The following is a 24,678-nucleotide window of genomic DNA, read 5'->3' on the forward strand; positions in this document are numbered from 1 at the left end:
TGTCGTCGGGGAGTCTTCAGTCCGTTTGTGGGTGGCGGCGGGGTGGTTGGACCGGGGTGATCAGGGCGCGGCGGGCGACGCCTGCGAGGGCCGGCCGCAGCTCGGCCGTGTCCCGCTGCGCGTCGACGACCACGGCCGCGATCCCGGCCAGCACGACCTCGGCGGCCAGGCAGGCGGCAGGGTCGGCGGAGCGGCCGGCGAAGGCGGCGCAGAGCGAGTCGATGACCGGGCGGAGGTCGGCGAAGGCGGGTTCCTCGAGGAACTGCGGGATGCCGTCGTAGATGAGCGCGACCTCGCGCCGGTTGCCCAGCACGAGGTCGACGAACCCCTCGATCGCGGCGGCCTGCGCGGCGGCCGGGGCGAGGGTCTCCAGGCGCGCGACGAGCTCGGTGAGCTCCTGTGCGGCCGGGGCGGTGAGCGCGGCGAGGATCGCGTCCTTGCTGGCGAAGTGGTACAGCAGCGTGGCCTTGGAACAGCCGACCTCGGCCGCGATGGCCTGCAGGGACGTACCCTTGTAGCCGGTATGGGCGAACTGCCCGGCGGCGACGCGGAGGATCTCGTCGCGGGTGTTGACACGAGCCATGCCATCCAGCATGCCTGACCGATCGGTCAGAGACTGGCCGATCGGTCAGGAAGTGGCCCAGGTTACAGAACGCCCGCCGGCTCGACCGGCGCGCGTTGCGCGGGGATGACCACCGGCGGGGCCGGCACCGGCCGCGGCAGGATCAGGATCACGGCGGTGAGCAGCGCGATCGCGACGATCGCGTCCAGCCAGTAGTGGTTGCCGGTCGCCACGACGACGAAGAGCGTGGTCAGCGGGTGCGCCAGCCACAGCCAGCGCCATCGGCCGCGGGTCGCCGCGATGAGCGTGATCGCCACGGCGAGCGCCCAGCCGACATGCAGCGAGGGCATGGCCGCGTACTGGTTGGCCATCGAGTCGGTGGACGGCGGGCCGTAGACCGACGGGCCGAAGCGCTGGCCCGTGTCGATCAGGCCGGCGACGGTCATCCGCGGCGGCGCGAGCGGCACGAGCAGGTGCACGACCAGCGCCACCGTGGTCAGGCACGCCAGCGTCCGGCGCATCCAGCGGTACAGCTCGGGCCGGCGGAGGTACATCCAGACCAGCGCGACCGCGGTGGCCGGGAAATGCACGTACGCGTAATAGCAGTTGGCCACCCGCACAAGCAGGCGGTGATCGATGACCAGGCCCTGCACCAGCGTCTCGGCGGGCAGCCGGAAGGCCCGCTCCAGATCCCAGATGCGCCCCGCGTTGCCCATCGCCTCGGCGACATGCCCCGTGGCGAGCATGCGCCCGCCCTGATACGCCAGGAACAACGCCGCCACCAGCAGGATCTCGCGCATGGCCGCGCGGACTCTGACCCGCCGGGCGTCCCCGGACTGCTCCACCACCGTCACGGCGGTCCCCCGTTTCCCGCGCCGGATCGCCACGGCACTGAGGGAGATCTTGGACCCCCCGTCAGCCGGCCGTCACCATCCGGACGCTCTGATGTGACCAGACGCTCACCCGGGGAACACCCCCCACGCAAGGGTCAGTCGCGCAGTTTACGCAGTAGGCGCATCAGCTCCGTGCGCTCCGGCGGCGTCAGCGCGCCGAAGAACCGCTCGGCCTCGGCGTGCCGGGCTGCGCGGATGCGGTCGCCGGCGGCCTTGCCGGCCGGGGTGAGGGTGACCAGCGTGGCCCGCCGGTCACCCGGGTCGGGCCCGCGCGCGACGAGGCCGCGCTGCTCCAGGTCGTCGACGACCTCGGTGGCCGACCGCGCCGCGATGTGCAGGTGGTCGGCGAGCGCGCCGGGGCGCAACGGGCCGTGGCGCATCAGGACCGCCAGCGCCCGCCCGTGCGACGGGGCGATGTGCAGCGGGTCCAGCGTCTCGCGGCTGAGGTGGCGCAGGCGGCGGGCGACGGCCCAGAAGAGCTCCGAGAGGGTGCTGTCCTCCACGGGAATACCGTACCAGCGATTGTGGTTGTTCCCTCATGTTGAGGTAACCTCAGTATCTCTCGTACGGAAGAAGGTCCGCTCTTGGCTTCCCCCCGACGCACCGCAACCCCCACCGCCGCCGAGAAGGCGCAGGCGAAGACCGTATCGCTGCGCCGCATCGGCCGGCTGTTCACCGCACACCGATGGCAGCTCGCCGTCGTCGTCGCGATCATCGTGGCCTCGTCCGTGATCTCGATGGCCTCGCCGTTCCTGCTGCGCGAGGTCATCGACGTCGCACTCCCCCACCAGAACCTTCCGCTGCTCGGCTGGCTCGTGGCCGGCATGGTCGCCGTCGCCGCCGTCACCGCCGCGCTGGGCGTCGTCCAGACCTGGATCTCCACCACGGTGGGGCAGCGGGTCATGCACCGCCTGCGCGTCGACGTCTTCACCCACCTGCACCGGCAGTCCGTCGCCTTCTTCACGCGCACCCGCACCGGCGAGGTCCAGTCGCGCATCACCAACGACATCGGCGGCATGCAGTCGGTCGTCACGTCCACCGCGACCTCGATCGCCTCCAACCTCACCACCGTCGTGGCCACCGCCGTCGCCATGGCCGCGCTGTCCTGGCAGCTGTCGCTGGTGTCGCTCATCGTGCTGCCCCCGGCGATCCATCTGACCCGGCGCGTGGCCGGCATGCGCCGGGCCATCACCGCGCAGCGCCAGCACGAGCTCGCCGACCTCAACGTGACCGTCGAGGAGGGCCTGTCCATCAGCGGCGTCCAGCTGAGCAAGACCATGGGTACGGGCCCCGCCCTCGTCCGCCGCTTCACCGAGTCGTCCGAGCGCCTGATCGACCTCGAGCTGCGCTCCGAGCTCGCCGGGCGCTGGCGGATGGCCTCGATGACGATCCTCTTCGCCGCCATCCCGGCGGTCATCTACCTCAGCGCCGGCCTGCCGTTCGCCGCCGGGACGCTCAGCATCGGCACCCTTGTCGCGTTCACGTCGCTGCAGGCCGGGCTGTTCCGCCCGCTGATGGGGCTGCTCGGCGTCGGCGTCTCGCTGACCAGCTCGCTGGCCCTGTTCGCGCGCATCTTCGAATACCTGGACCTGCCGGTCGAGGTCGACGACCCCGCGCACCCGGTCACCGTCGACCCGGCCCGGGTCGCCGGGCACCTGCGCCTCGAGGACGTCACGCTCACGTACCCGGGCAGCGAGACCGCCGCGGTCGCCGGGGTCAGCCTCGACGTGCCCGCCGGCACCTCCCTCGCGCTGGTCGGCGAGACCGGATCCGGCAAGAGCACCATCGCCGCGCTCATCGCCCGGCTCCACGACCCCGACGCCGGCCGCGTCACCATCGACGGCGTCGACGTGCGCGACCTGCGCCTCACCGACCTCGCCGCGATCGTCGGCGTGGTCAGCCAGGAGACGTACCTGCTGCACACCACCGTGCGGGAGAACCTGCGCTACGCCCGACCGGACGCCACCGACGAGCAGATCGAGCAGGCCGCCCGCGCCGCGCAGATCCACGAGCTGATCAGCGCGCTGCCGGACGGCTACGACACCGTCGTCGGCTCGCGCGGGCACCGCTTCTCCGGCGGCGAGAAGCAGCGCCTCGCCATCGCCCGTACGCTGCTGCGCGACCCGCGGATCCTGGTGCTGGACGAGGCGACGAGCGCGCTGGACACCGAGACCGAGCGGGCCGTGCAACGCGCCTTCGACGAGCTGGCCAAGGGCCGGACGACCGTCACCATCGCGCACCGGCTGTCAACGGTCCGCGGCGCCGACCAGATCGCGGTGGTGGACCACGGGCGCATCCTCGAGGCGGGGACGCACGACGCGCTGATCGGCGGCGGCGGGCGCTACGCGGCGCTGGCGGCGTGACGCGACCACGATCCCGGCCGTGACGACGGCGACCCCGGCGACCGCGTCCAGCACCCAGTGGTTGCCGGTGCCGACGACCACGGCCGCGGTGATCCCGGCGTACAGGAAACCGATGATGCGGGGCAGCATCCCGCGCAGCGCCCAGGCCACCCAGAACGCCCAGCCGACGTGCAGCGAGGGCATGGCCGCCAGCTCGTTGGTGAACGAGCCGAGCCCGGCCGGCGCGGACGCGTGGCTCGACCACCAGCCCAGGTCCGCGGTGCTCGCCAGCACGTCGACGTAGCCGCCGCCCATCAGCCGCGGCGGGGCGGTCGGCAGCAGCACGTAGCCGACGAGGCCGAGCGCCGAGCCGATGACCAGCGCGTTGCGGGCGGCCGGGTAGCGATCTCGGTGCCGGCGGTAGAGCCACACCAGCACCAGCGGGGTGACGACGTAGTGCAGCGCGGCGTACCAGAACGACATGCCGGCCGCGGCCCACGGCGTCGCACTGACGGCGTGGTTGACGCCCGCCTCGACGTCGAGCCCGAGCAGCCGCTCCAGCCCCAGCACCCCGCCGGCGTGGCGGCGCGCGGCCACCAGGTCGGTGTCGGCCAGCATCCGCGCCCCGCTGTAGGCCCCGAACAGGGCCAGCAGCAGGACGATCTCGCGTACGCCCCGTCGCGTCACAGGTTTCCTCCCCTTGAACACGGGGTGAAGCCTGACGCACCGGGCGGCCCGCGCGGATCTGGCTACGGGCCGAATCGATCTCTGCCTTTCGGCCGGTTCCGCACCGCGGCCCGGCCAACCGGCTAGCCGTGCTTCGAGCCGGCGGTTGCTTCCTCCTTGCGGCGTTCGAACGGGTCGCCGTACGCGCGGACGGCGGCGCGGGCGTACGCCTGCTGGAACGTCGCGACCCGCTCCGAGCGGCCCCGGCCCAGGAAGCTGACCGCCCAGTGCAGCACCGCGGTGACCCGGTTCTTGAAGCCGACCAGGTACAGCAGGTGCACCGCGAGCCAGATCAGCCAGCCCAGGAACCCGGACAGGTGCAGCTTGCCGATGCTCGCGACCGCGCTGAACCGCGAGATCGTGGCCATGCTGCCCTTGTCGAAGTAGCTGAACTTCTGGCCGGTCTGCTTGCCGGCGAGGCGGCGCTTGATCTGGCCGGCGGCGTGCCGGCCGCTCTGGATGGCCACCTGGGCGACGCCGGGCAGGTCGTCGAGCGCCATCATGTCGCCGATCGCGAAGATCTCCGGGTGCCCCGGCACCGTGCAGTCGGGCTCGACCTTGATCCGCCCGGCCCGGTCGGTCGGCGCGCCGGTGACCTCGGCCAGCCGCCGGGACAGCGCGGGCGCGGCCACGCCCGCCGCCCACATCTTGGTCATCGACTCGATGCGCTGGTGCCCGCGTTTGGTGTCCACCTCGATGCCGGTGGCGTCCACGCCGACGACCATCGTCTCCAGCTCGACCTCGACGCCGAGCAGGTGCAGCTGCCGCAGCGCCCGGGTGGACAGGCGGTCGCCGAACGTCTTGAGGACGGCGTCCACCGCGTCGACCAGGATGATCCGGGCCTTGCGCGGGTCGATGTGCCTGTACTGCCCCGGGAGCGTGCGGTGGGCCAGCTCGGCGATCTGCCCGGCCATCTCCACCCCGGTCGGGCCGGCGCCGACCACCACGAACGTCATCCAGCGCTCGATCTCGGCCGGGTCGGTCTGGAGGTCGGCCAGCTCGAACGCGCCGAAGATGCGCGCGCGCAGCTCCAGGGCGTCGTCGATGCTCTTCATGCCGGGCGCGTGGTCGGCGAACTCGTCCTTGCCGAAATACGACTGCGAGGCGCCGGCGCTCACGATGAGCGTGTCGTACCCGACCTCGTACTCGATGCCGGGCGCCTCGACGGAGAGCACCTTGGCGTCCACGTCGACGTCGGTGACCCAGCCGAGCCGGACGTCGACGTTGCGCTGGCGCTTGAGGATCTCCCGGATCGGCGGGGCGATCTCGCCCTCGGACAGGATGCCGGTGGCCACCTGGTAGAGCAGCGGCTGGAACAGGTGGTACGCCGTACCGTTGATCAGCGTGATGTCGACGTCGGCCCGGCGCAGGGCCTTGGTGGCGAACAGCCCGCCGAATCCGGCGCCGACGATCACCACCCGGTGCCGCCGCTCAGTGCTTTCGGACATCGATGTCTCCGGGGGTCGAGGGCTTCCTGCCTACCGTATGTCGTTCCCCCGCCCGGTGCCGTGTACTCCCGCTCACTCAGTGGCGGTCATCGCATACGCGTCGGTGGTGAGCACCCCCGTCCCGGGCAGCGTGAGGCCGAACGTGACCGAGCGGGTCCCGGCCGGCACGACCGGCGTCGTGAACTGCGCGGTGGAGTAGCCGGCCGTGGCGGGCAAAGGCGGGCTCTGCGTCCAGTACGCCCACACGCCGTCGTCACTCTGCCGGTAGACCGTGAAGAACACCGGCGCGGTCGACTTGTACGCGACGCTGAGGGCGTACGTGGTGCCCGTGCGCACGGTCGGGGCACAGTTGACGCTGTCCCACGCCGGTACGAGCTTCGCGTCGCCGTCCGTCCAGCTGGTGATCTCCAGCTGCTGGGCGTACGAGCCGTCCGCGGCGTCGGTGACCCGGGTCCACTGCGGTGTGTTGGTCCCGTAGCCGGCGCCCGTCCAGCACTGGGGGAAACCGTCGGCGCCGGGCGTCTCCAGCGAGGCGTTGCGCAGCGCGTTGACGCCGGGCGGCGCCGGCTCGGGCAGTGCCGGCGTGTCCACGAACCCGTAGTCGTCGGTGGTCAGCGTGCCGACGCCGTCGATGGTCAGCCCGAAGCTGACCCCGGCCACGTCGGCGGGCACGGGTGGCGCGACCCACGAGGCGCGGGTCCAGCCGGCGGCCGGTGCCAGGCGCGGGCTCTGCGTCCAGTACGACCACCGCCCGACGGGGCTGCGCCGGTACAGCGTGAAGAACACCTGGACGTCGGACTTGTACCAGGCACTGACCTCGTACGCGTGTCCCGCGGCGGCCTGCAGCGAGCAGCTGCCGAGGTCGAAGGCGGGCACCATCTTGGCGTCGCCGTCCGTGTGGTCGCTCATCGTGATCCGCGCGCCGTACGTGCCGCTGTGCGCGTCGGCGACCCGGCCGTGGGTCTCGGTGTTGCTGCCGTAGCCGGCGCCCTGCCAGCAGCCGGGGTCGGTTCCGGCGACCGGGTCCTCGAACGACGGGTTGCGCACGGTGTTGACGCCCGGGGCGCCCGGGTCCGTCGCCGGGGCCGCCGCGACGACGGGGTTCACGGTGCCGCCGAGCGCCTGCCGCACGGTCCGCACGGTGGTGCCCACCGCCGTACGCGGCTGCAGCCAGGCGAGGAATTCGTCGAGCAGGGCCGCCGGGATGGACTCCAGGGCGCAGCCGTCGCAGACGTGGTGCAGGTTGAACGGCAGCCAGCCGCCGTCGTCCTCCGCGTTGAGGACCACCGCCTGCAGGTCGGCGAGCGTCCAGTTGGACTCGACGTCGTCGGGCGTACGGGTGGCGAACCGGTCGGCGGGTGGGACGGTCTCGGTCGACGGGCAGTCCCCGCAGCTGCGCGGCGACCACAGGTCACCGACCGCGCGGGCGGTGTCGTATCCACAATGGGCGGCGACGCCCTCGACCGTCGCATCGTATTCCGCGAATGGATACGCGAGCGACGTCACCGTGAATCCCCAGGATGACAAGGTGTCGCGGTCCTGACAGATCTGACGGTCCACCTCCTGCGCATTGAGCGTCGTCAGATCCGGATGCGAGACGGTATGTCCGCCTATCTCGTGGCCGTTCGCCGACAACGTGTCGAGATCAGCGCGGGACAGATATCCCGGTTGACCGACGAGCGCCGAATTGATGTAGAAGGTGCCCACCATGCCGTATTTCTCCAGCAGCGCCTGGCCGGCCAGCTGATCGGTCACCCCGTCATCGAACGTGAATGTGACCGTCAACGGTTTTTGCGGCGAGGCCTGCGCCGCGGCCGGAATCGCCACCACGCCGGCCACCACCATGCCGGCCGCCACCGCCGCGGACGCGAAGATCCGCAGGCCGCGACCTTGTGTCCGGAGGCCCACCGGACCACGCCCCACCTTCACTGCCATCCCCTCCCGCACCGTCGGTCCCCCATGAATGAAAGGCCTGTCCGGGCCGTATTGCAAACACCTGATGAACGGCCGGCGGGCCTTCTGCGGCACTGCGAATACGGGCACATGGGAAGCCCTCGCTGATTTCGGCGATATTTCATGAACGCCGCCGCGGGCGGCTCCCCGAGCATTCACAATGCGGTGGCCTGCGCTTTTCGAGATCGCCGGAAACGTCCGAGCTTTTCTCGCTCAACCGGACGGCCGATGCCGTCGTCCTTACGGGCAGTACCTGCAACCGCACGGGCCGTCGATTACTCGGCGCCGGAGCGCTTTCATTGATGACGGCAACCAGGCGATTGCGAAGGGGCGGCTGGACAATGGGGGCACACCGGAACGGGTCCGAAAGGGACGGTGCGGCCGGCGGCGGTGCGCCGCCGGGCACGCCGGGGTCCGGCAGCATACGGGTCGCGGTCGTCGGCGTCGGGTACTGGGGCTCGAAGCAGCTCCGGGTCATGCGTTCGACGCCCGCGGTGAGCCGGGCCATCGCCGTCGACGCGCGGCTGCCGCTGCTGTCGGGCATGGCGCACCTGCTCGCCGACGGCCGCGGGTACACCTCGCTGCGGGCGGCGCTGCCGCACGTCGACGCCGTGGTCGTCGCCACGCCGCCCGCCACCCACGTCGAGGTCGCGCTCGCGGCGATCCGCGCCGGCAAGCACGTGCTCGTCGAGAAGCCGCTGGCGACCAGCCCGGGCGGCGCCCGCCAGCTCATCGCCGCCGCGCGGGAGGCCGGGGTGACGCTCATGGTGGGGCACACGTTCGAGTACAACGGCGCGGTCGTCATGCTGCGGGAACTGGTGCAGACCCAGGAGCTCGGTGAGCTGTACTACCTGGACAGCGCACGCCTGAACCTCGGTCTCTACCAGAGCGACGTCAACGTGGTCTCCGACCTGGCGCCGCACGACATCTCCATCGCCAACTACGTGCTCGGCGCGACGCCCACGTCCGTACGGGCCTGGGGGTCGCACCACGTCGATCCGGTCTTCGAGGACGTCGCGCACCTGGAGCTGGACTACGCCGACGCGGGCGTGAGCGCGCACATCCACGTGAGCTGGCTGGACCCGCGCAAGGTCCGCCAGGTCACCGCGGTCGGCTCCAAGAAGATGGCCGTGTACGACGACACGAACGCCGCCGAGCGCATCCGCGTCCACGACAAGGCCGTCCTGCCGAACACCGACCGCCGCTCGCCGTCGCGGTTCAGTTACCACCACGGATCGATCACCTCGCCGGTGGTGCCGTTCGAGGAGCCGCTGGCTGTGCAGGCCCGCCACTTCGTCCACTGCATCGCCACCGGCACGCGCCCGCGCACCGACGGCGCCAACGGTCTCGCCGTCGTCGAGGTCATCGAGGCGGCCCAGCTGTCGCTCGCGCAGGAGCGCCGGGTGCTGCTCGAGGAGGTGGCGGAGCCGGGCTCGCGGGCTCCGGCGCTCGTGCCCGTACCCCGCCCGGCCCGCGCCGGCGTACGCCACTGACCGGGTGGAGGGAGCGACGCATGCGAACCGACGTCCCGTTCACGGACCTGCCGGCCATGACCCGCGAGATCTGGCCCGGCATCGCGCCGGAGTTCACCGAGGCGCTGCTGACCGGCCAGTACATCGGCGGCGCGCCGGTGGCCGAGTTCGAACGCCGGTGGGCCCGCTACTGCGGCGTCCGCCACGCGGTCGGCGTCGCCAACGGCACCGACGCGCTCGAGCTGACCCTGCTGGCGCTCGGGATCGGCGCCGGCGACGAGGTCGTCGTGCCGGCCAACACCTTCATCGCCACGGCCGCCGCCGTCGTACGCGCCGGCGCGACCCCGGTCTTCACCGACGTGGACCCGGACACGCTCCTGCTGACGCCCGAGCTGCTGGCCGCCGCGATCACGGCCAGGACCCGCGCGGTCATGGTCGTCCACCTGTACGGCAACGTCGCCGATCTCGAGGGCATCGGGTGCGTGGCCAGGGCCGCCGGCATCCACGTCGTCGAGGACGCGGCGCAGGCGCACGGCGCCGAGCGCAACGGCCGCCGGGCCGGCTCGGCGGGGATCGCCGGCTGCTTCAGCTTCTACCCCGGCAAGAACCTGGGCGCGTTCGGTGACGGCGGCGCCGTCGTGACGGACGACCCGGAGCTGGCGGAACGCGTACGCGCCCTGGCCAACCACGGCCGCAGCAACGGTTCCGCGCACTACGAGCACGAGTTCGTCGGCACCAACAGCCGGCTCGACACGCTGCAGGCGATCGCCCTCACCGCGAAGCTCGCCCGCCTCGACGAGTGGACGGACGCGCGGATCGCACTCGCCGACGGCTACCGCAAACGGCTCGCGGGCACGCCGGTCCGGCTGACCGGCGTCGAGGACGGGGTACGGCACGCGTACCACCTGATGGTCGCGCGGGTCGACAGGCGCGACGAGGTCCGCGACCTGCTGCACCGGCGCGGCATCCGGACCGGTGTGCACTATCCGGTGCCCTGCCACCGTCAGCCGCCGCTGCGCCGGTACGCAAGCGCGCCCCTGCCGGTCTGCGAGGAGGCGGCCCGTACGCAATTCTCGCTGCCGCTGTACCCGCACCTGACCGAGGAACAACTCGACCTCGTCTGCGAGGCCCTGGACGAGGCGGTGAGCGGCCGTGCTCCGCGCGAGTGACGACCACGGCTGGGTCGTGGACCCCGGCGTGCACATCGGCTACCCGGCCGCCCGCCGCACCGGCCGCTCCCTGCAGCTCGGCGGTGACGCGCGGCTGCGCAGCGGCACCGTCGTGTACGACGGCTCCCGGATCGGCGCGCACTTCGAGACCGGCCACGGCGTGGTCGTCCGCGAGGACTGCGTGATCGGCGAGCACGTCAGCGTCTGGAGCAACAGCGTCGTCGACTACGGCTGCCGGATCGGCAACCAGGTGAAGATCCACGCGAACTGCTACGTCGCCCAGTTCACGTGGCTGGAGGACGACGCGTTCCTGGCGCCGGGCGTGACCATCGCCAACGACCTCTATCCCGGCGACGAGAAGTCGGCGCGGCTGATGACCGGGCCGCACATCGGTATGGGCGCGCAGATCGGTGTCAACGTGACCATCCTGCCCTTCGTGCACATCGGGGCCGGGGCGATGATCGGGTCCGGCTCGGTGGTGACGCGCAACATCCCGGCGGGGATGGTCGCGTACGGCAATCCGGCCGTCCCGCACCGGCGCGTCGCCGACCTGCCCGGCATCGAGGACCGGGTGACGTCCATCGTGGACGCGCCCGCCGCCCGGTCGGAGCACCGGTCGTGAGCGCGCTCGTCAAACGCGTCCTCGACGTGGTGCTGGCGGCCACCGGGCTGCTCCTGCTGACGCCGCTGCTGGCCGTCGTCTGGGTGGCGGTACGGCTCACGTCGCCCGGGCCGGCGGTGTTCCGGCAGGAACGGCTGGGCCGCGACGAGAAGCCGTTCACCATGTACAAGTTCCGCTCGATGACCGCCGGTGCCGCGGACGGGGCGCACCGGGCGTACGTGCGGGCCATGCTGACCGGCGCCGAGCCGCGTCAGGGCGATTCGGGGCTGTACAAGCTGGAACGGGACCCGCGGGTGACCCGGGTCGGCGGATGGCTGCGCCGGACCAGCCTGGACGAGCTGCCGCAGCTGGTGAACGTGCTGCGCGGGGACATGTCGCTGGTGGGCCCCCGTCCGGTGCTCGCGTGGGAGGCCGAGCTGTTCACCGCGCAGCAGCGCACCCGGTTCGCCGCCCGGCCGGGCCTGACCGGCCTCTGGCAGGTGAGCGGCCGAGCGCGGCTCACCATGCCGCAGGCCCTCGCCCTCGACGTGGAATACGTCCGCCGCCAGAGCCTGTGGCTCGACCTGACGATCCTGGCCCGGACCCTGCCCGCCCTGCGCCGCGGCACCGCCTGATGAGCACGGCCGTCGACGCCCCGGACGCCCGGCTCGCCGCGCCGGTCGAGGCGGTCGGCGACTCGATGACCGTCGCGGCGTGGACGGTGGTCAGCCGGGTCACCGGGGTGGTACGCGGCGTCGTGGTCGCCGCCGTGCTCGGCGTGACCGTCTTCGCGAACACGTACCAGTTCACCAACTCCCTGCCCAACCTCGTGTTCTACGGCCTGCTCGGCGGCTCGATGCTGTCGTCGCTGCTCATCCCGGCGCTCGTCGCGCACGTGGACAGCGGGGACCGCCGGGCCGCCGAGCGGGTCGCGGGCGGCTTCCTCGGCATGATCGCCGCCGGGGCGGCGGTCGCCGTGCCGCTGGCCGCGCTCGCCGCTCCCGGCGCGTTGCACCTCGCCCATGTCGGCGGTCAGGGCACGACGGCCGTGCTGCTCGTGCTGATGCTGCTGCCGCAGATCCCGCTGTACGGCCTGGTCGCCACGGCCGGCGCGGCGATGAACGCACACGGCCGGTTCGCGCTCGCCGCGGCCGCGCCCGCGTTGGAGAACGTCGGCACGGTCGTCGTCCTGGCGGTGGTGGCCCTGCGCTACCCGGGTATCGGCAACCTCGCGCAGGCCCCGCCCGGCGCGCTGCTCCTGCTGGGTCTCGGCACGACCGGGGCGGTCGCCGCGCACGCCGCCGCCCAGTGGTACGGCGCCCGCCGCGCCGGCGTGCGCCTGCGTCCCCGGGCGGGCTGGCGGGATCCCGAGGTACGCCGGGTGCTGTCCCGGGCCGCGCCGTCGCTGCTGCAGGCCGCGCTGGCCGCCGTCCAGTTGCTCGTGCTGCTCGTGCTCGCCAACCGGGTGCCGGGCGGAGTGGTCGCGTTCCAGCTGGCGATGAACTTCTACTTCCTGCCGATCGCGCTCGGAGCGACCCCGGTGGCGCTCGCGCTCGCCCCGCGGCTGGCGCGGATGACCGGCCCGGGCGGCCTCCCGATGTTCCGGGACACCTTCCTGCGCGGGCTCGCGTTCGCGCTGTTCATCGCCGCGCCCGCGGCCGCCGGGTACTTCGCGATCGCGGGCCCGATCTCACGGGCGATGGCGTACGGCGGCTTCGGCACCGACACCGGCGCCGGGCTCATCGCGGCGGCCGTGGCGGCGCTGTCCGCGGGGGTGGCCGGAGAGGCGGCGTTCCTCGTGGCGACGTACGCCTGCTACGCCCGCGGGGACACCCGCACGCCGCTGCGGGCCATGCTGCTGCAGCTCGCGGTGTGCCTGGCGATCGCCGCGGCGGCCCCGTTCGCCGAGGGCGCGGCGGTGCTGACCGTGCTGGGCGCCGCGATGTCCGCGGGCGCGGTGACCGGCGCGGCCTTCCTGGTGCACCGCCTGCTCGGCGCGTTGCCGCCGGGCGAGGAGCGGCTGTTCCCGCCGCTGCTGCGGATCGCCGGGTTCGCCGTCGTCATGGCGGCGCCCGCGCACGCCGTGGGAATCTTCGTCACCGCGCACGCCGGCGGCCTGCTCGGCGTCTTCTCGGCGGGCGTGATCGGTGGTGCTGTCTACCTGGGATTCCAGGTCTGGTCGGGCGCCCCGGAGCTCACGTGGGTCACCGGTTCATTGCGCGGCAGGCTCCCGCGGCTGGTGCGGCGCGGGCGGGTGGGACGCGCGGCGGTCCAGGTGCTTCTGCTGGCGGCGTGCGCCGCGCTCGGGGCCCTGCTCGGACGGGAGCCGCTGCTGGCGGTCGCGGTGCTCGCCCTCGTAGGCCTCGGTACGTGGATCGTGCTGCGGCCGGCCGTGGCGGCGTACCTGATCATCGCCTTGACCCCGCTCACCGCCGGCATCGACCGCGGGACGCTCCTGCCGGTCCTGCGGCCCAACGAGGCGCTCGCCCTGTGCTGCGGCGCCGCGCTGCTCCTGCGGTACCTGCTGACCGTGCGCTCCGGTGCGGTCCGCCTGCTGCGCATCGACCGCCTCGACGTCGCGCTGCTGGGCCTGGCGGTGTGCAGCTCGGTGGTGCCGCTGCTGATGATGCTGGCCCGCCGCCGGGAGATCACCGCCGACGACCTGCAGCACGCGATCGTGCTGTGGAAGTACCTCGGCGTGTACCTCATCGTGCGGTTCAGCGTCCGGGACGCGCGGCAGGCGTACCGGTGCCTGGCGCTGTCCATGGCGGCCGCGGTGGTGGTCTGCGTGGTCGGCATCCTGCAGTCGCTGAACCTGTTCGGGGTGCCGCGGCTGCTCGGCACGCTGTGGGCGCCGTTCGGCGTCGAGCGGACCCTCGCCATCGGCCGCGGCAGCTCCACCCTGGCCCTCGCCGCGGCCGTGGCCGACCTGGCCGTGCTCAACCTGGCTCTTGCGGTGGGGCTGCTGCTGCACGGCTCCCGCCACCGGATGCTGCTGGCCGGCGTCGCGACGGTGTGCACGCTCGGCGCGCTCGGTGCCGGCGAATTCTCCACGATCCTCGGCCTGGTGGTGGCGCTGGTGACGCTTGTCGTCGTGTCACGGGCCACCCGGCTGGCCGCGTACGCGCTGCCGCTGCTGGGCGTCGCGGCGGCGGCGATGTGGCCGGTCATCGAAACCCGGCTCGCCGGCTTCCAGAGCGCCTCCGGGCTGCCCGAGAGCTGGATCGTGCGCTACCACAACCTGAGCACGTACTTCCTGCCGGACCTCGGTGCGCACGGCAACTGGCTGCTGGGCGTCCGGCCGGCGGCGCGGGTGCCGGCGGCGCACGAGGAGTTCGGCTGGGTGTGGATCGAGAGCGGCTACGTGTGGCTGCTCTGGGGCGGCGGGATCCCGCTGCTCGCGGCGTACGCGTGGTTCGTGGTGGTGACCGTGCGGCGCGGCGCCGCGGCGGCCCGCGCGGGCACCGGGCCGGCCGCGACCGTGGGCCTGGCCGTGGCGGCGGTCGTGTCAGCCGGCGTCGTCCTGATGATCTTCGATCCGCATCTGACCTACCGGGGCGCGGCCGACGCCCTGTTCGGCCTGCTGGCGCTGCTGCGGGTCCTGGAACAACCTGAGGAGCGGGTGGATTCATGAGCCGACCGATCCGGGTCCTGCTGATGGTGGAGAACGTGGCGCTCGCGCGCGACCACCGGCTGCGCAAGCACGCCGCCGCTCTGGTCGCCGCCGGGCTGTCCGTCACCGTCGTCTGCCGCCGCGACCCCGGCAACCGCGGCGTACCCGGCGTGCGGGTGTTCGACTACCCGCCGCCGCGCGACGGCACGAGCAAGCTCGGGTTCGCCCGGGAGTACCTGTACTCGCTGCTGATGGCCGCCGCGCTGACCGTACGGGCCATGCTCGCCGGGGGCGTGGACGTCGTGCAGATCTCCAGTACGCCGGACCTCGCGTTCGTGCTGGCGGTGCCGCTGCGGCTGCTCGGCCGTACGGTCGTGTTCGACTTCAAGGACCTGTCCCCCGAGATGTACGCGGCCCGCTACGGCACCCGCGAGGGCCTGATGTACGCGCTCCTGCAACGCTTCGAGCACGCGAGCCTACGGACGGCCGATCACGTCGTCGCGGTCAACGCGTCCGTCCGCGAGGTGGCGATGCGCCGGGGTGGCGTACCGGCGACCGGCATCACGGTGGTGGGCAACGGCCCGCCGCTGGCCGCTCTGACCGCGCGGACGCCCGACCCGGCGTTGCGCCGCGGCCACGAGCACCTGTGCGTGCTGGCCGGGATGATGGGCCCGCAGGACAGCATCCACCTCGCCGTGGAGGCGGTCGCCCGGGTCGTGCACGAACGGGGGCGGACGGACACCGCGTTCACCTTCATCGGCGCCGGCGACGCGGTGCCCGACCTGCGGCGGCTGGCCACGCGGCTGGGGCTCAACCCCTGGGTGACGTTCCCGGGCTGGGTGGAGCAGGAGCGACTCTTCGATCACCTCGCCACCGCCGACCTCGGCCTCGAGCCGAACCTCGAGGACTTCGTCACGCCGGTGAAGGCGCTGGAGTACATGGCGTTCGGCCTGCCGTTCGTGGCCTTCGACGTGGCCGAGACCCGGCTGGTCGCCGAGGGCGCGGCCGAGCTGGCCCCGCCCGGCGACGTGGCGGCGTTCGCCGCGCTGATCGACGGCCTGCTGGCCGATCCGGCCCGGCGCGCGGCGCTCGGCGCGACCGGCCGGCGGGTCGTGTCGGAGTCGCTGGCCTGGGAGCACCAGGCGCGGCGCTACCTGACGGTCTTCGAGGTCCCGCGCGCCGGCCGGCGTGCGCAGGTGCGGGCATGAGCGGGGGCGGTTCGGCGCGGCTGATCCGCGTGCACGGGTGGTGGATCCTGCTGGTGACCGTGCTGGTCACGGCCGCGGCCTACGCGGTGGGCACGACCGCGCCGCGTGAGTTCCGGGCTGCGGCGATCGTCGTGGTGGAGCCCCGGGTACGGGCGAACACCACGCCGGTCCCGCCGGACATGGGTACGGAGAAGCAGCTCGCCCAGTCCGGGCTGGTCGTCGACCCGGCGGCCCGGCGGCTCGGGGTGGACCCGGGGCACCTGGCCGGCGGGCTGTCGGTCAGCGTCGCGCCGGACGCCGACGTGCTCACGTTCGCGTACACCGACGGGGACGCGCTGACCGCCCAGCGGCGGGCGCAGGCGCTGGCGGAGGCGTACGTCGACTACCGCAACGCCGACGACGGGCCGGGCGGCGGCCCCGCGCCCACCCAGCGCGCCACGCTGGTGACCGACGCCGCGCTGCCCGGCGCGCCGGTGCGGCGGCCGGTCACCGTCGATCTCGGGCTCGGCCTGCTGCTCGGGCTGCTCCTGGGCGCCGGGACCGCCCTCGTCCGCGACCGGCTCAGCGACCGGCTGCGCGGCCGCGACGACTTCGCCCGGCTGCTCGGCGGTCCGGTCCTGGCCGGGGTCCCCCGGGAGCGGCGCCGGCGCGGCGAGGACCCGGGGCGGCCGGTGCTGCTGCGGGCGCCGCACTCACCGGCCGCCGAGGCGTACCGGTATCTGCGGTCCCGCCTGCAGCCGCTGCTGGGTGACAACACCACCGTGCTCGTCACCAGCGCGGACGGGCGGGAGGGCCGGACGACGGCCGCGGCGAACCTGGCGACCGCCCTCGCCCAGTCGGGCCGGGGCGTCATCCTGGTCGACGCCGACCTGTGCCGCCCCCGGGTCGCCGCCGCGTTCGGGCTCGGCGACCATCCCGGGCTGTGCGACGTGCTGGCCCGGGACGTGCCGGTCGGGGAGGCGCTGCGGCACGGCCCGGTGCCGCGGCTGCGGCTGCTCACCGCGGGGCAGCGGGCGCCGGGCGCGGCCGACCTGCTCGGCAGTGCGCGGCTGCCGCAGGTCCTGCGGACGCTGCGCGGCTGGTGCGATGTCGTGGTGCTGGACTGCTCCCCCGTGCTCGCCGTCTCGGACGCCATCGTGCTCGCGCAGCTGTGCGACCACGTCGTGCTCGTCGGGGACCTGCGCCGCTCCACGCGGGGGTCCGTGGCCCGCGCGGTGGCCGAGCTGTCCCGGGGCCGGCTGCTGGGCATCCTGCTCAACGCGCCGCGCGGCCGCGGTGCGCCGGCCCCGCGCGGGGACGACCCGGCGCCGGTGCCGCCGGGCCTGCCCGCCGTGGGCTCCGCCCCGGTCGCGCCGACCTCACCCGCCTCGGCGGCCCCGGTCCCGGCAGCGCCGGTATCGGCGACGCCGGTCTCGCCGGCGCGCGCGTCGACGCTTTACGGTTCGGCGGTCTCCGACAACGGCCGTCAGCCGCCGCCCTGAGACGCGGCGAGCCGGCGTCGCAGCCCCACACCCCACGCCGTCGGCTCGCCGCCCCAATCGCGCACCAGCGCCCAGCAGTCCGGCCACGGGTTCCAGCTCCAGGCGGCGTACCCGGCGCCGTGCGCGTCGAGCCAGTCCAGGGTCGAGTCGGCGAACCCGCCGTCGCGGACCGCCGAGCGGGGGCAGGACGCGTCGACGCCCGCGGAGCCCACCGCGAGGGTCGGGCCGACCTCCCCGGCGACCAGCGGCACCTGCCGGGCGATCGGCGCCAGCACGCGGTCATAACACGCGACGGCGGCGCAGGAGGTGTTGAACGAGTACGCGTGGAACGACGCCCCGACCTGCCCCAACGGGTCGTCCGGGCGGTACGCGAGCCACCCGGTCAGGCTCTCCGCCCAGTGGATCCCGCCGGCCAGCACGGGCTGCCGCGAGCCCGTGGCGCGGACGGCGGCGATCAGCTCGGTCATGCCGGCGGCCACGTACGGCTGCCCGGTGTTGACCGACGTCAGCGTGCAGCCGCCGTCCCGCCAGCACCGCCAGGCGCGGTCGCCGTCCGGGTCGCCGTACGGGAACGGCTCGTTGAAGAGGTCGAACACGACGGCCGCGGCCGGGAACGTGGCGGCGACCGACCGCCAGAACCCGGGGCTGTGGTCGCGGTCGGGCATCGGCTCCTGCTCGCGGGGCACGCCGTCGCCGGGGGCGCTGCGGTGCAGGTCGAGCACCGCCACGAGGCCGGCGTCGTTGAGCCGCTCGACGAACGTCCGCACCGCCGACCGGTACGCCTCGCCCGCGTACTCCGCCGGCACCGAGGGGAGCCCCAGCCAGCACTGCTCGTTGAGGGGCACCCGTACGGCCCGGGCACCCCAGTGCCGCATCGCCGCCACGACCCGCGCCGAGGGCGGCCCGCCGTCCGGGGTGTCGAAGAAGCCGTCGCCCTCGACGCACGCGTACTCGGCGCCGGAGTGGTTGAACCCGCGCAGCGGCACCTCGCGGCCGTCCGCGCCGACGAACCGGTTGCCGTCGACCCGCAGCGGGGTGGCCCGCCCGCCCCGGCCGGGGTCCGCGTCGCCGGAGCCGCACCCGGCGAGCCCGGTCAGCAGGAGGACCGCCAGGGCGGCCACCAGTCGCACCCCTGCAGTCTCGCGTACGCCGGAGCGGGCGCGGGACAACCAGACAGGTGCTTGACACCGCCTTCAGGGTGGCTTGAGGTTCGCCGCCGATCACCTCATCACCGGCGCCGCTGGGGCTGCCGACGAACGGAAGATGAGGGACGATGGGCGTACGACTGCTGGCCGGCACCGGAGCCGCCGCTGTGGCCGCGTCGATGGCGCTGACCGGGGCACCGGCGTTCGCGTCGGACGTGACCGTCGCGCTGCCGGCGCCGCAGGGGCTCACCGTGACGCGCGCCGCCGAGGACGCCACCCGGATCGTGGCGGCCTGGCAGCCGGTCGACGGGGCGCGCTTCTACCGCCTCGACCTGCTGCAGGGCAGCACGGAGACGGTCACCTTCGTCCCGGGCGACACCACGAGCTACACGATCCCCACGACCGGTGCCTGCGTGTCGTACAAGGTGCGGGTGGCCTCGGAGAACGCCGACGGCCCCGGCGAGTACGGCGACTTCGCCACCGCCGGGACGCTCGCACCGACCGGCATCATGGGCGCGGTCCAGGGCCGCGAGGGCGTCGACGGGAGCACCGGCACGATCAGCTGGAACCCGCCCACGTGGGCCGGCGAGGCGCCGCTGACCGGCTATCGCATGCAGCTGATCCGCTACTCCGACGGCGTGGTGCTCTCCGACGAGGTCACGACCGCCACCAGCCACCGCTTCCCCGGCCTCGACCCGGCCCGCACGTACCTCGTGCAGGTCACCCCGCAGAACCTGTACGGCAGCTGCTCCACCGCGGTCGGCAAGTCGCTGATCGACAAGTACAAGCCGGCGGAGCCGACCGGCGCGACCGCCACCCGGCGCGCGGGCTCGACGCTGGTCGACGTGACCTGGAACGCGCCCACCGGCGGGGCGACGCCCGACTACTACCTGGTCAACTACGGCATCGACAAGCCGAACACCGGCTCGGTGAAGGTCAAGGCGCCGGCCACCGCGGGCGTGATCAACCTGGCCCGTGGCAAGAACTGGATGGTCGAGGTGCGGGCGTACAACGCCAACGGCAGCGGCGTCGCCGCGCTGACCGTCACCGACCCGACCGCGCCCGTGATCCCCGCCCCCGTGGTGACCACGCCGGCGCCGGAGAAGATCGCGCCGAGCATCACGGCCGCGCTGACCCGCGCCGCCGACCGCGACGGCTGGCACAACGGCCCGGTCTCCGTGATCTTCACCTGCGTGGACGCCCAGTCCGGCGTCGCGACCTGCACCTCGCCGGTCACGCTGACCGCCGACGGCGCCGACCAGGTCGTCACCGGCACGGTCACCGACAAGGCCGGCAACGCCGCCACCACGACCTTCCGGGTCAGCCTCGACCGGACCGCCCCGGGCTACTCCGCCGCCGTGGACGGCACGGCGAACGCGGCGGGCTGGTACCGCACCGCCCCGTCGGTCAGCTTCACCTGCTCCGACGCGACCTCGGGCGTCGCCGAGTGCCCCGCCCCGGCGAGCGTCCCGGCGGACGGCGCGGACCAGGGCGTCACCGGCACCGTGACCGACCGGGCCGGCAACATCACGGCCGCCGCGGTCACCGGCCTCAAGGTCGACACGACCGCTCCCGTGGTGCGGGTGACCGGCCTGGGCGACGGCACGTTCCCGCTGGGCGCCCTGCCCGCCGCGGGGTGCGACACGACCGACGCCGTCTCCGGTGTGGCGAAGCAGGCCGGCCTGACCGTCACCCGCGACGCCAAAGGCCGCTACACGGCGACCTGCGCCGGCGGCGCCGACGTGGCGGGCAACGCCGCCGGGACCGTGACGGCCGGGTGGACGGTCACGGCGAACGTGCCCGACCTGATCGCGCTGACCCGCCGCTACCTCACGGCGAACAACGCGACCGTGGGCCTCGGCCAGGACCTGACGAACAAGCTGGAGCACGGCCAGTACGACCTGTACGTCAGCAAGGTGCTCAAGGAGCCGAAGGGCAACAAGGCCGGCCTCACCGCCGCGCAGGCCGACGAGCTCGTCTACTGGGCCCGCCTGCTGGGCTGACCCACCTGCCGCATCTGAGGGCGCTGTCCGGGATCCGACCCGCACAGCGCCCTTCGCGCGCCTATCCTGCGGCATGCGGACCGCTCAGATCTTCTGGGGCATCGTGGTGCTCCACGTGGCCGTCGTGTGGGCGCTGTTCTTCACCGTCGCGCCCGAGCCGCGGCACCCGCTCATCGGCATCGGGCAGTTCCTCGGCCTGCACGCGGCGCTGCTGATGATTCTCCAGCTCACGCTCATCGCCCGGCTGCCGTGGCTGGACCGGCGGGTCGGCATGGACCGGCTCACCACGTGGCACCGGTGGACCGGGTTCACGCTGTTCTGGGTGGTGCTGCTGCACCCGGCGTTCGTGGTGCTCGGCTACGCGGTCTTCTACCGCAGCTCCGTGTGGCAGCAGCTCACCAACCTGGCCGGCGCGCTCGGATCGCTGGCCGGCATGGTGGCGCTGGCCCTGGTGGTCGTCGCCGCGGGCTTGTCGTTCCGGTGGGCGCGGCGCCGGCTGTCGTACGAGGCCTGGCACGCGGTGCACCTGGTGCTGTACGCGGCCGTCACGCTGGTCCTGGTCCACCAGCTGTTCGAGGTGTCCGCGTTCACCGCCGCCCCCGTGGCCGCGGCGTACTGGTGGGCGCTGTGGATCTTCGCGATCACCGCGCTGATCGCCGGGCGGATCGTGCTGCCGGTGTGGCGCAACGCCCGGCACCGGCTGCACGTGGCGGCGGTCGTGCCGGAGTCGCCGGACGTCGTGTCGGTGTACGTGCGCGGCCGCCACCTGGACCGGCTGCCCGCCCGCGCCGGTCAGTTCTTCATCTGGCGGTTCCCCGGGTACGCCGGCTGGTGGCGGGCCAACCCGTTCTCCCTGTCGGCCGCGCCGGACGGGCGGTCGTTGCGGCTGACCGCGAAGGCCGTGGGGGACGCGAGCTCCGCCCTGCGCCACGTTCCGGTCGGCTCGCGGGTGTTCGCGGAGGGCCCGTACGGCGCCTTCACCGCGATGCACCGCACCCGGGAGGGAACGCTGCTCGTGGCGGGCGGCGTGGGCGTCACCCCGATCCGCGCCCTGCTCGAGGAGCTGCCCGGGGACATTGTGGTGCTGTACCGGGCGCGGACCCCCGGAGACGCCGTACTGCTCGAGGAGATGCAGGCGCTGGCCCGGATGCGTGGCGCCCGCGTCCACCTGCTCGCCGGGCGCACGGCCGCGGGCGACCCGCCGTTCGGCCCGGACAACCTGCGCCGGCTGGTGCCCGACGTGACCGACCGCGACGTGTACGTGTGCGGCCCGCCGGCGATGACCGACGCGGTGCTGCGCACCCTGCGCGAGCTGAGGGTGCCGCGCCGCCAGGTGCACGCGGAACGGTTCCGGCTGGCGGCCTGATCGGGCGTCAGCGCGGCGGGATCCGGTCGTTGGCCACGGCGTCGCGCAGGTCGTCGGCGAACGCCTTCGGGTCGCGGGTGCGCACGTACGTCGACACGGCGTCGTAGAAGCCCTCCTGGAACGCCGGGCTCATCGCCTCGCCGTGCGCCACGGACAGCAGGACCGGCGAGGCCCAGAGGCTGCGCGAGGCCTCCCGCTGGTACGGCGGCAGCGACGACACGTCCGCGTCGCGCACCACCGGCACGGAACCCTTCGCCTTGCTGAATGCCACCTGGGTCGCCGGCTGGTCGATGCCGGCCAGGAAGGCGAGGGCGTTCTTGGCGTTCTTCGCCCTGGTGGCCGCCACGAAGACGTCCACCACGGCGAGGAAGCTGCCGCCGGTGCCCGGGAACGCCGCCGTGCCGAAGTCCTTGCCCTCCTGCGCCCCGGCCGCGACGAGCTCGCCGTACGAGGAGTCGTTCATGGACTCGTACGCGCACTCCCCGGCCGCCAGCTTCTTCGTCGCCGCGTCCCAGGTCAGCCCGCTGGCCTGCGGATCGGCGTACGTGAGCAGCTCGCCGAACGACCGCAGCGCCGAGCGGACCGCGGTGCCGCGCCAGTCGAGCCGGTCGGCGGTCATGTCCGCCCAGCCGTCAGCGCCGATGGAGCTGAGCAGCACGTTCTCGAACAGCTCGACCGTGGTGAACGGGTCCTTGCCGCCGAGGCACAGCGGGGCCACCCCGGCCGCCTTGACCTTCTTGAGGTCCTCCAGGAACGCGGGCAGCGTGTAGCCGCCGGCCGGGGGCGTGACGCCGGCCCTGTTCAGCAGCGCGAGGTTGAACCAGAGGACGTTGCTGCGGTGCGCGCCGGTGGGGACGCCGTACGGCTTCCCGGAGCGCTGGAGCGACCGCAGGATCACCGGGTGCAGGGCGCTGCGTAGCCGGTCGTCGAAGACGGAGCTGACGTCGCGGACGGAGCCACGGTCGGCGTACCCCTGGACCGACTTGCCGGCGAAGGTCTGCCACACGTCGGGCGGGTCGCCGGCCCGCAGCCGTTTCGCCAGCTCGACGATGGCCTCGGAGCCGGCGCCGCCGGCGATGGCGCCGTTGACCGGCTCGACGCCGGGATTGGCCTGCCTGAAGGCGTCCAGCAGGGTGGTGAGGGCCGCCGCCTCGGAGCCGGAGGTCCACCACGACACGATCTCGAGCTGCTTGGTGTCCTTCGTCGCGCTCGTGGGCTTGTCCGCGCCGCAGCCGGTGACGGTCGCCGCGAGCAGCACGGTGAGGGCGGCGGCGAGGGCCCGGCGGGGGTTCATGCCGCGCTCCCGGCGGTCGCGGCGGTGCGCTCCCGGTCGGGGCCCCGCAGGTCGTAGAGGGCGTAGAGGCCGACGAGCCCGAAGCAGACCGCGGGCACGATGAACGAGATGGCCGGGCTGGTCTCGTCGACCAGCCAGCCCTGCACGAGCGGCATGATCGCGCCGCCCACGATCGCCATGACGAGGCCGGCGGCGCCGAACTTGGTCGCCGGCCCGAGTCCCTTGAGGGCGACGCCGTAGATGGTCGGGAACATCAGCGACAGGCAGAACGACAGCGAGACCACGGCGATGACGCCGGCCAGGTTGGGGCTGACCATGGCGAACACGCACAGGACGACCGCGAGGAAGGCGAGCACCGCGAGCACCTTGGTGGCCCGTACCCGGCCGATCAGCCAGGTCATGAGGAAGCGCGAGCCGAGGAAGATCAGCAGGCTGATCTGCAGGTAGAAGCCGCCGCGTTCCAGGCTGCCGCCGAGCGCCTGCTGGACGTACTGGATCACGTACGTCCATGCGCAGACCTGCGCCGCGACGTTGAAGAACTGGGCCATCACGCCGTACCGGTAGTGCTTGCTGCGCCACAGCACGCCGAACAGGTCCCGGGTGCCGCCCTCGTGCGGTTCGGCGTCGGGGAACTCCTCGACGATCGGGGGCGCCTTCTGGCTGGCGATCGCGATGGCGATGAGGATCAGGACGAAGGCCAGGCCGAGGTACGGGCCCATGACGGCGCCGAGCTCACCGGCCCGGATCGTGTGCAGCTGCTCCGGGGTGAGCGAGCCGATGTCGACGGGGTCGGACAGCTTCGGCAGGATCAGCGTGGAGGCGAGCAGCACCCCGATGTTGGTGCCCACGGGGTTGAACGCCTGCGCGAGGTTGAGCCGCCGGGTGGCCGTCGACTCGGGGCCGAGCGACAGCACGTACGGGTTGGCCGAGGTCTCCAGGATCGAGCAGCCCGCGGCCATCGCGAACAGCGCCACCAGGAACGCCTCGTACGTCATGATCTTGCTGGCCGGGTAGAACGCGAACGCCCCGATCGCGGCCAGCCCGAGCCCGGTGAGGATGCCGGTCTTGTAGCCGAAGCGCTGGTTGATGAAGGCGGCGGGCAGCGCCAGCAGGAAGTACGCGCCGAAGTACGCGAGCTGCACGAGCGACGCCTGGAACGTGCTCATGTCGAAGATGCGCTTGAAGCCCGCGACCATCGGCGTGGTGAGATCCTGCGCCACGCCCCAGGCGGTGAAGCAGCCGATCAGCGCGATGAACAGCACGAGCATGCCGGGCCCGATCAGGGGGCGGCGCTGTGCTTCGGACTCGTCCGCCACGGGCGGCGTGGTGATGGCCATCGGGTCCCGCCCTCAGGAGATCGACATCGACCTTCTTCCATGAGTGACGTTACCGCCGCCCGCGG

At 73.3% G+C, this 24,678-nt stretch carries 19 protein-coding genes; 10 read left to right on the forward strand and 9 right to left on the reverse strand.

Going from position 1 to position 24,678, the window contains the following annotated elements; genetic code table 11:
• Positions 1 to 16: 16 nt before the first annotated feature.
• The 3 genes from IT780_RS16220 to IT780_RS16230 all read right to left on the reverse strand — a co-directional run bounded on the left by IT780_RS16220 (position 17) and on the right by IT780_RS16230 (position 1,958).
• Positions 17 to 583, reverse strand: a complete 567-nt coding sequence (locus IT780_RS16220; protein WP_199512396.1) for a TetR/AcrR family transcriptional regulator — start codon at positions 581 to 583, stop codon at positions 17 to 19.
• A gap of 62 nt (positions 584 to 645) precedes the next feature.
• On the reverse strand, positions 646 to 1,416 hold the full coding sequence (locus IT780_RS16225) for a phosphatase PAP2 family protein (protein WP_307831215.1): 771 nt from the start codon (positions 1,414 to 1,416) through the stop codon (positions 646 to 648).
• 134 nt (positions 1,417 to 1,550) lie between these two features.
• Complete coding sequence (locus tag IT780_RS16230; RefSeq protein WP_372443704.1) at positions 1,551 to 1,958, reverse strand: MarR family winged helix-turn-helix transcriptional regulator; 408 nt, start codon at positions 1,956 to 1,958, stop codon at positions 1,551 to 1,553.
• A gap of 81 nt (positions 1,959 to 2,039) precedes the next feature.
• On the opposite strand from IT780_RS16230, the gene IT780_RS16235 reads away from it, so the two are divergent.
• Positions 2,040 to 3,818, forward strand: a complete 1,779-nt coding sequence (locus tag IT780_RS16235; RefSeq protein WP_199512397.1) for an ABC transporter ATP-binding protein — start codon at positions 2,040 to 2,042, stop codon at positions 3,816 to 3,818.
• Here IT780_RS16235 and IT780_RS16240 read toward each other — a convergent pair.
• From IT780_RS16240 to IT780_RS16250, 3 genes are all read right to left on the reverse strand, one after another.
• Complete coding sequence (locus tag IT780_RS16240; RefSeq protein ID WP_199512398.1) at positions 3,702 to 4,484, reverse strand: phosphatase PAP2 family protein; 783 nt, start codon at positions 4,482 to 4,484, stop codon at positions 3,702 to 3,704. The two genes, IT780_RS16235 and IT780_RS16240, sit on opposite strands and share 117 nt — an antisense overlap.
• A 122-nt stretch (positions 4,485 to 4,606) precedes the next feature.
• Positions 4,607 to 5,971, reverse strand: coding sequence for an NAD(P)/FAD-dependent oxidoreductase (locus IT780_RS16245; protein WP_199512399.1), 1,365 nt, complete (start codon positions 5,969 to 5,971; stop codon positions 4,607 to 4,609).
• Positions 5,972 to 6,043: 72 nt separating this feature from the next.
• On the reverse strand, positions 6,044 to 7,906 hold the full coding sequence (locus IT780_RS16250) for a polysaccharide deacetylase family protein (RefSeq protein ID WP_199512400.1): 1,863 nt from the start codon (positions 7,904 to 7,906) through the stop codon (positions 6,044 to 6,046).
• A 440-nt stretch (positions 7,907 to 8,346) separates the two neighbouring features.
• Between IT780_RS16250 and IT780_RS16255 the strand changes: the two genes are divergently transcribed.
• From IT780_RS16255 to IT780_RS16285, 7 genes are read left to right on the forward strand one after another with little or no spacing between them, the layout of a single operon-like run.
• Entirely contained in the window at positions 8,347 to 9,417 is a 1,071-nt protein-coding gene (locus tag IT780_RS16255) for a Gfo/Idh/MocA family protein (protein WP_307831243.1), read from the forward strand.
• A gap of 20 nt (positions 9,418 to 9,437) precedes the next feature.
• Complete coding sequence (locus tag IT780_RS16260; RefSeq protein WP_199512402.1) at positions 9,438 to 10,565, forward strand: DegT/DnrJ/EryC1/StrS family aminotransferase; 1,128 nt, start codon at positions 9,438 to 9,440, stop codon at positions 10,563 to 10,565.
• Positions 10,549 to 11,187, forward strand: a complete 639-nt coding sequence (locus IT780_RS16265) for an acyltransferase (protein WP_199512403.1) — start codon at positions 10,549 to 10,551, stop codon at positions 11,185 to 11,187. The genes IT780_RS16260 and IT780_RS16265 overlap by 17 nt, the downstream gene beginning before the upstream one ends.
• A complete protein-coding gene (locus IT780_RS16270; RefSeq protein WP_199512404.1) occupies positions 11,184 to 11,801 on the forward strand; it encodes a sugar transferase in 618 nt (205 codons plus the stop codon). Before IT780_RS16265 ends, IT780_RS16270 begins: the two co-directional genes overlap by 4 nt.
• Positions 11,801 to 14,800, forward strand: coding sequence for a lipid II flippase MurJ (locus tag IT780_RS16275; RefSeq protein WP_199512405.1), 3,000 nt, complete (start codon positions 11,801 to 11,803; stop codon positions 14,798 to 14,800). Before IT780_RS16270 ends, IT780_RS16275 begins: the two co-directional genes overlap by 1 nt.
• Positions 14,797 to 15,987, forward strand: coding sequence for a glycosyltransferase family 4 protein (locus IT780_RS16280; protein ID WP_199512406.1), 1,191 nt, complete (start codon positions 14,797 to 14,799; stop codon positions 15,985 to 15,987). The genes IT780_RS16275 and IT780_RS16280 overlap by 4 nt, the downstream gene beginning before the upstream one ends.
• Positions 15,984 to 17,468 carry a tyrosine-protein kinase domain-containing protein gene (locus tag IT780_RS16285; RefSeq protein WP_199512407.1) on the forward strand — a complete coding sequence of 495 codons (1,485 nt, stop codon included), beginning with the start codon at positions 15,984 to 15,986 and terminating at the stop codon, positions 17,466 to 17,468. Before IT780_RS16280 ends, IT780_RS16285 begins: the two co-directional genes overlap by 4 nt.
• Here IT780_RS16285 and IT780_RS16290 read toward each other — a convergent pair.
• Complete coding sequence (locus IT780_RS16290; RefSeq protein WP_199512408.1) at positions 17,453 to 18,598, reverse strand: glycoside hydrolase family 5 protein; 1,146 nt, start codon at positions 18,596 to 18,598, stop codon at positions 17,453 to 17,455. The genes IT780_RS16285 and IT780_RS16290 overlap by 16 nt on opposite strands.
• A gap of 143 nt (positions 18,599 to 18,741) precedes the next feature.
• Here IT780_RS16290 and IT780_RS16295 point away from each other — a divergent pair, with 143 nt between their 5' ends.
• Together IT780_RS16295 and IT780_RS16300 are read left to right on the forward strand one after the other, a co-directional pair.
• Entirely contained in the window at positions 18,742 to 20,616 is a 1,875-nt protein-coding gene (locus IT780_RS16295) for a fibronectin type III domain-containing protein (protein WP_199512409.1), read from the forward strand.
• A gap of 73 nt (positions 20,617 to 20,689) precedes the next feature.
• Positions 20,690 to 21,982: a ferredoxin reductase family protein gene (locus IT780_RS16300; RefSeq protein WP_199512410.1), complete on the forward strand. Its 1,293-nt coding sequence runs from the start codon at positions 20,690 to 20,692 to the stop codon at positions 21,980 to 21,982.
• A 7-nt stretch (positions 21,983 to 21,989) separates the two neighbouring features.
• Here IT780_RS16300 and IT780_RS16305 read toward each other — a convergent pair whose 3' ends face one another.
• Both IT780_RS16305 and fucP read right to left on the reverse strand, forming a co-directional pair.
• The gene (locus IT780_RS16305; RefSeq protein ID WP_199512411.1) at positions 21,990 to 23,276 is read right to left on the reverse strand and encodes an ABC transporter substrate-binding protein; all 1,287 of its coding nucleotides are present in this window, start codon (positions 23,274 to 23,276) and stop codon (positions 21,990 to 21,992) included.
• The gene (gene fucP, locus IT780_RS16310) at positions 23,273 to 24,613 is read right to left on the reverse strand and encodes an L-fucose:H+ symporter permease (RefSeq protein ID WP_199512412.1); all 1,341 of its coding nucleotides are present in this window, start codon (positions 24,611 to 24,613) and stop codon (positions 23,273 to 23,275) included. Before fucP ends, IT780_RS16305 begins: the two co-directional genes overlap by 4 nt.
• Positions 24,614 to 24,678 lie beyond the last annotated feature (65 nt).

The organism is Nucisporomicrobium flavum (genome assembly GCF_016464385.1).
Taxonomy (GTDB): Bacteria; Actinomycetota; Actinomycetes; order Mycobacteriales; family Micromonosporaceae; genus Actinoplanes; species Actinoplanes flavus_A.

Bases quoted from the DNA above. Each gene is read 5' to 3' on its own strand.
- IT780_RS16220 (WP_199512396.1), bottom strand. From the start codon at position 583: ATGGCTCGTGTCAACACCCGCGACGAGATCCTCCGCGTCGCCGCCGGG.
- IT780_RS16245 (WP_199512399.1), bottom strand. From the start codon at position 5,971: ATGTCCGAAAGCACTGAGCGGCGGCACCGGGTGGTGATCGTCGGCGCC.
- IT780_RS16250 (WP_199512400.1), bottom strand. From the start codon at position 7,906: ATGGCAGTGAAGGTGGGGCGTGGTCCGGTGGGCCTCCGGACACAAGGT.
- IT780_RS16260 (WP_199512402.1), top strand. From the start codon at position 9,438: ATGCGAACCGACGTCCCGTTCACGGACCTGCCGGCCATGACCCGCGAG.
- IT780_RS16275 (WP_199512405.1), top strand. From the start codon at position 11,801: ATGAGCACGGCCGTCGACGCCCCGGACGCCCGGCTCGCCGCGCCGGTC.
- IT780_RS16280 (WP_199512406.1), top strand. From the start codon at position 14,797: ATGAGCCGACCGATCCGGGTCCTGCTGATGGTGGAGAACGTGGCGCTC.
- IT780_RS16285 (WP_199512407.1), top strand. From the start codon at position 15,984: ATGAGCGGGGGCGGTTCGGCGCGGCTGATCCGCGTGCACGGGTGGTGG.
- IT780_RS16295 (WP_199512409.1), top strand. From the start codon at position 18,742: ATGGGCGTACGACTGCTGGCCGGCACCGGAGCCGCCGCTGTGGCCGCG.
- IT780_RS16300 (WP_199512410.1), top strand. From the start codon at position 20,690: ATGCGGACCGCTCAGATCTTCTGGGGCATCGTGGTGCTCCACGTGGCC.
- IT780_RS16305 (WP_199512411.1), bottom strand. From the start codon at position 23,276: ATGAACCCCCGCCGGGCCCTCGCCGCCGCCCTCACCGTGCTGCTCGCG.
- fucP (WP_199512412.1), bottom strand. From the start codon at position 24,613: ATGGCCATCACCACGCCGCCCGTGGCGGACGAGTCCGAAGCACAGCGC.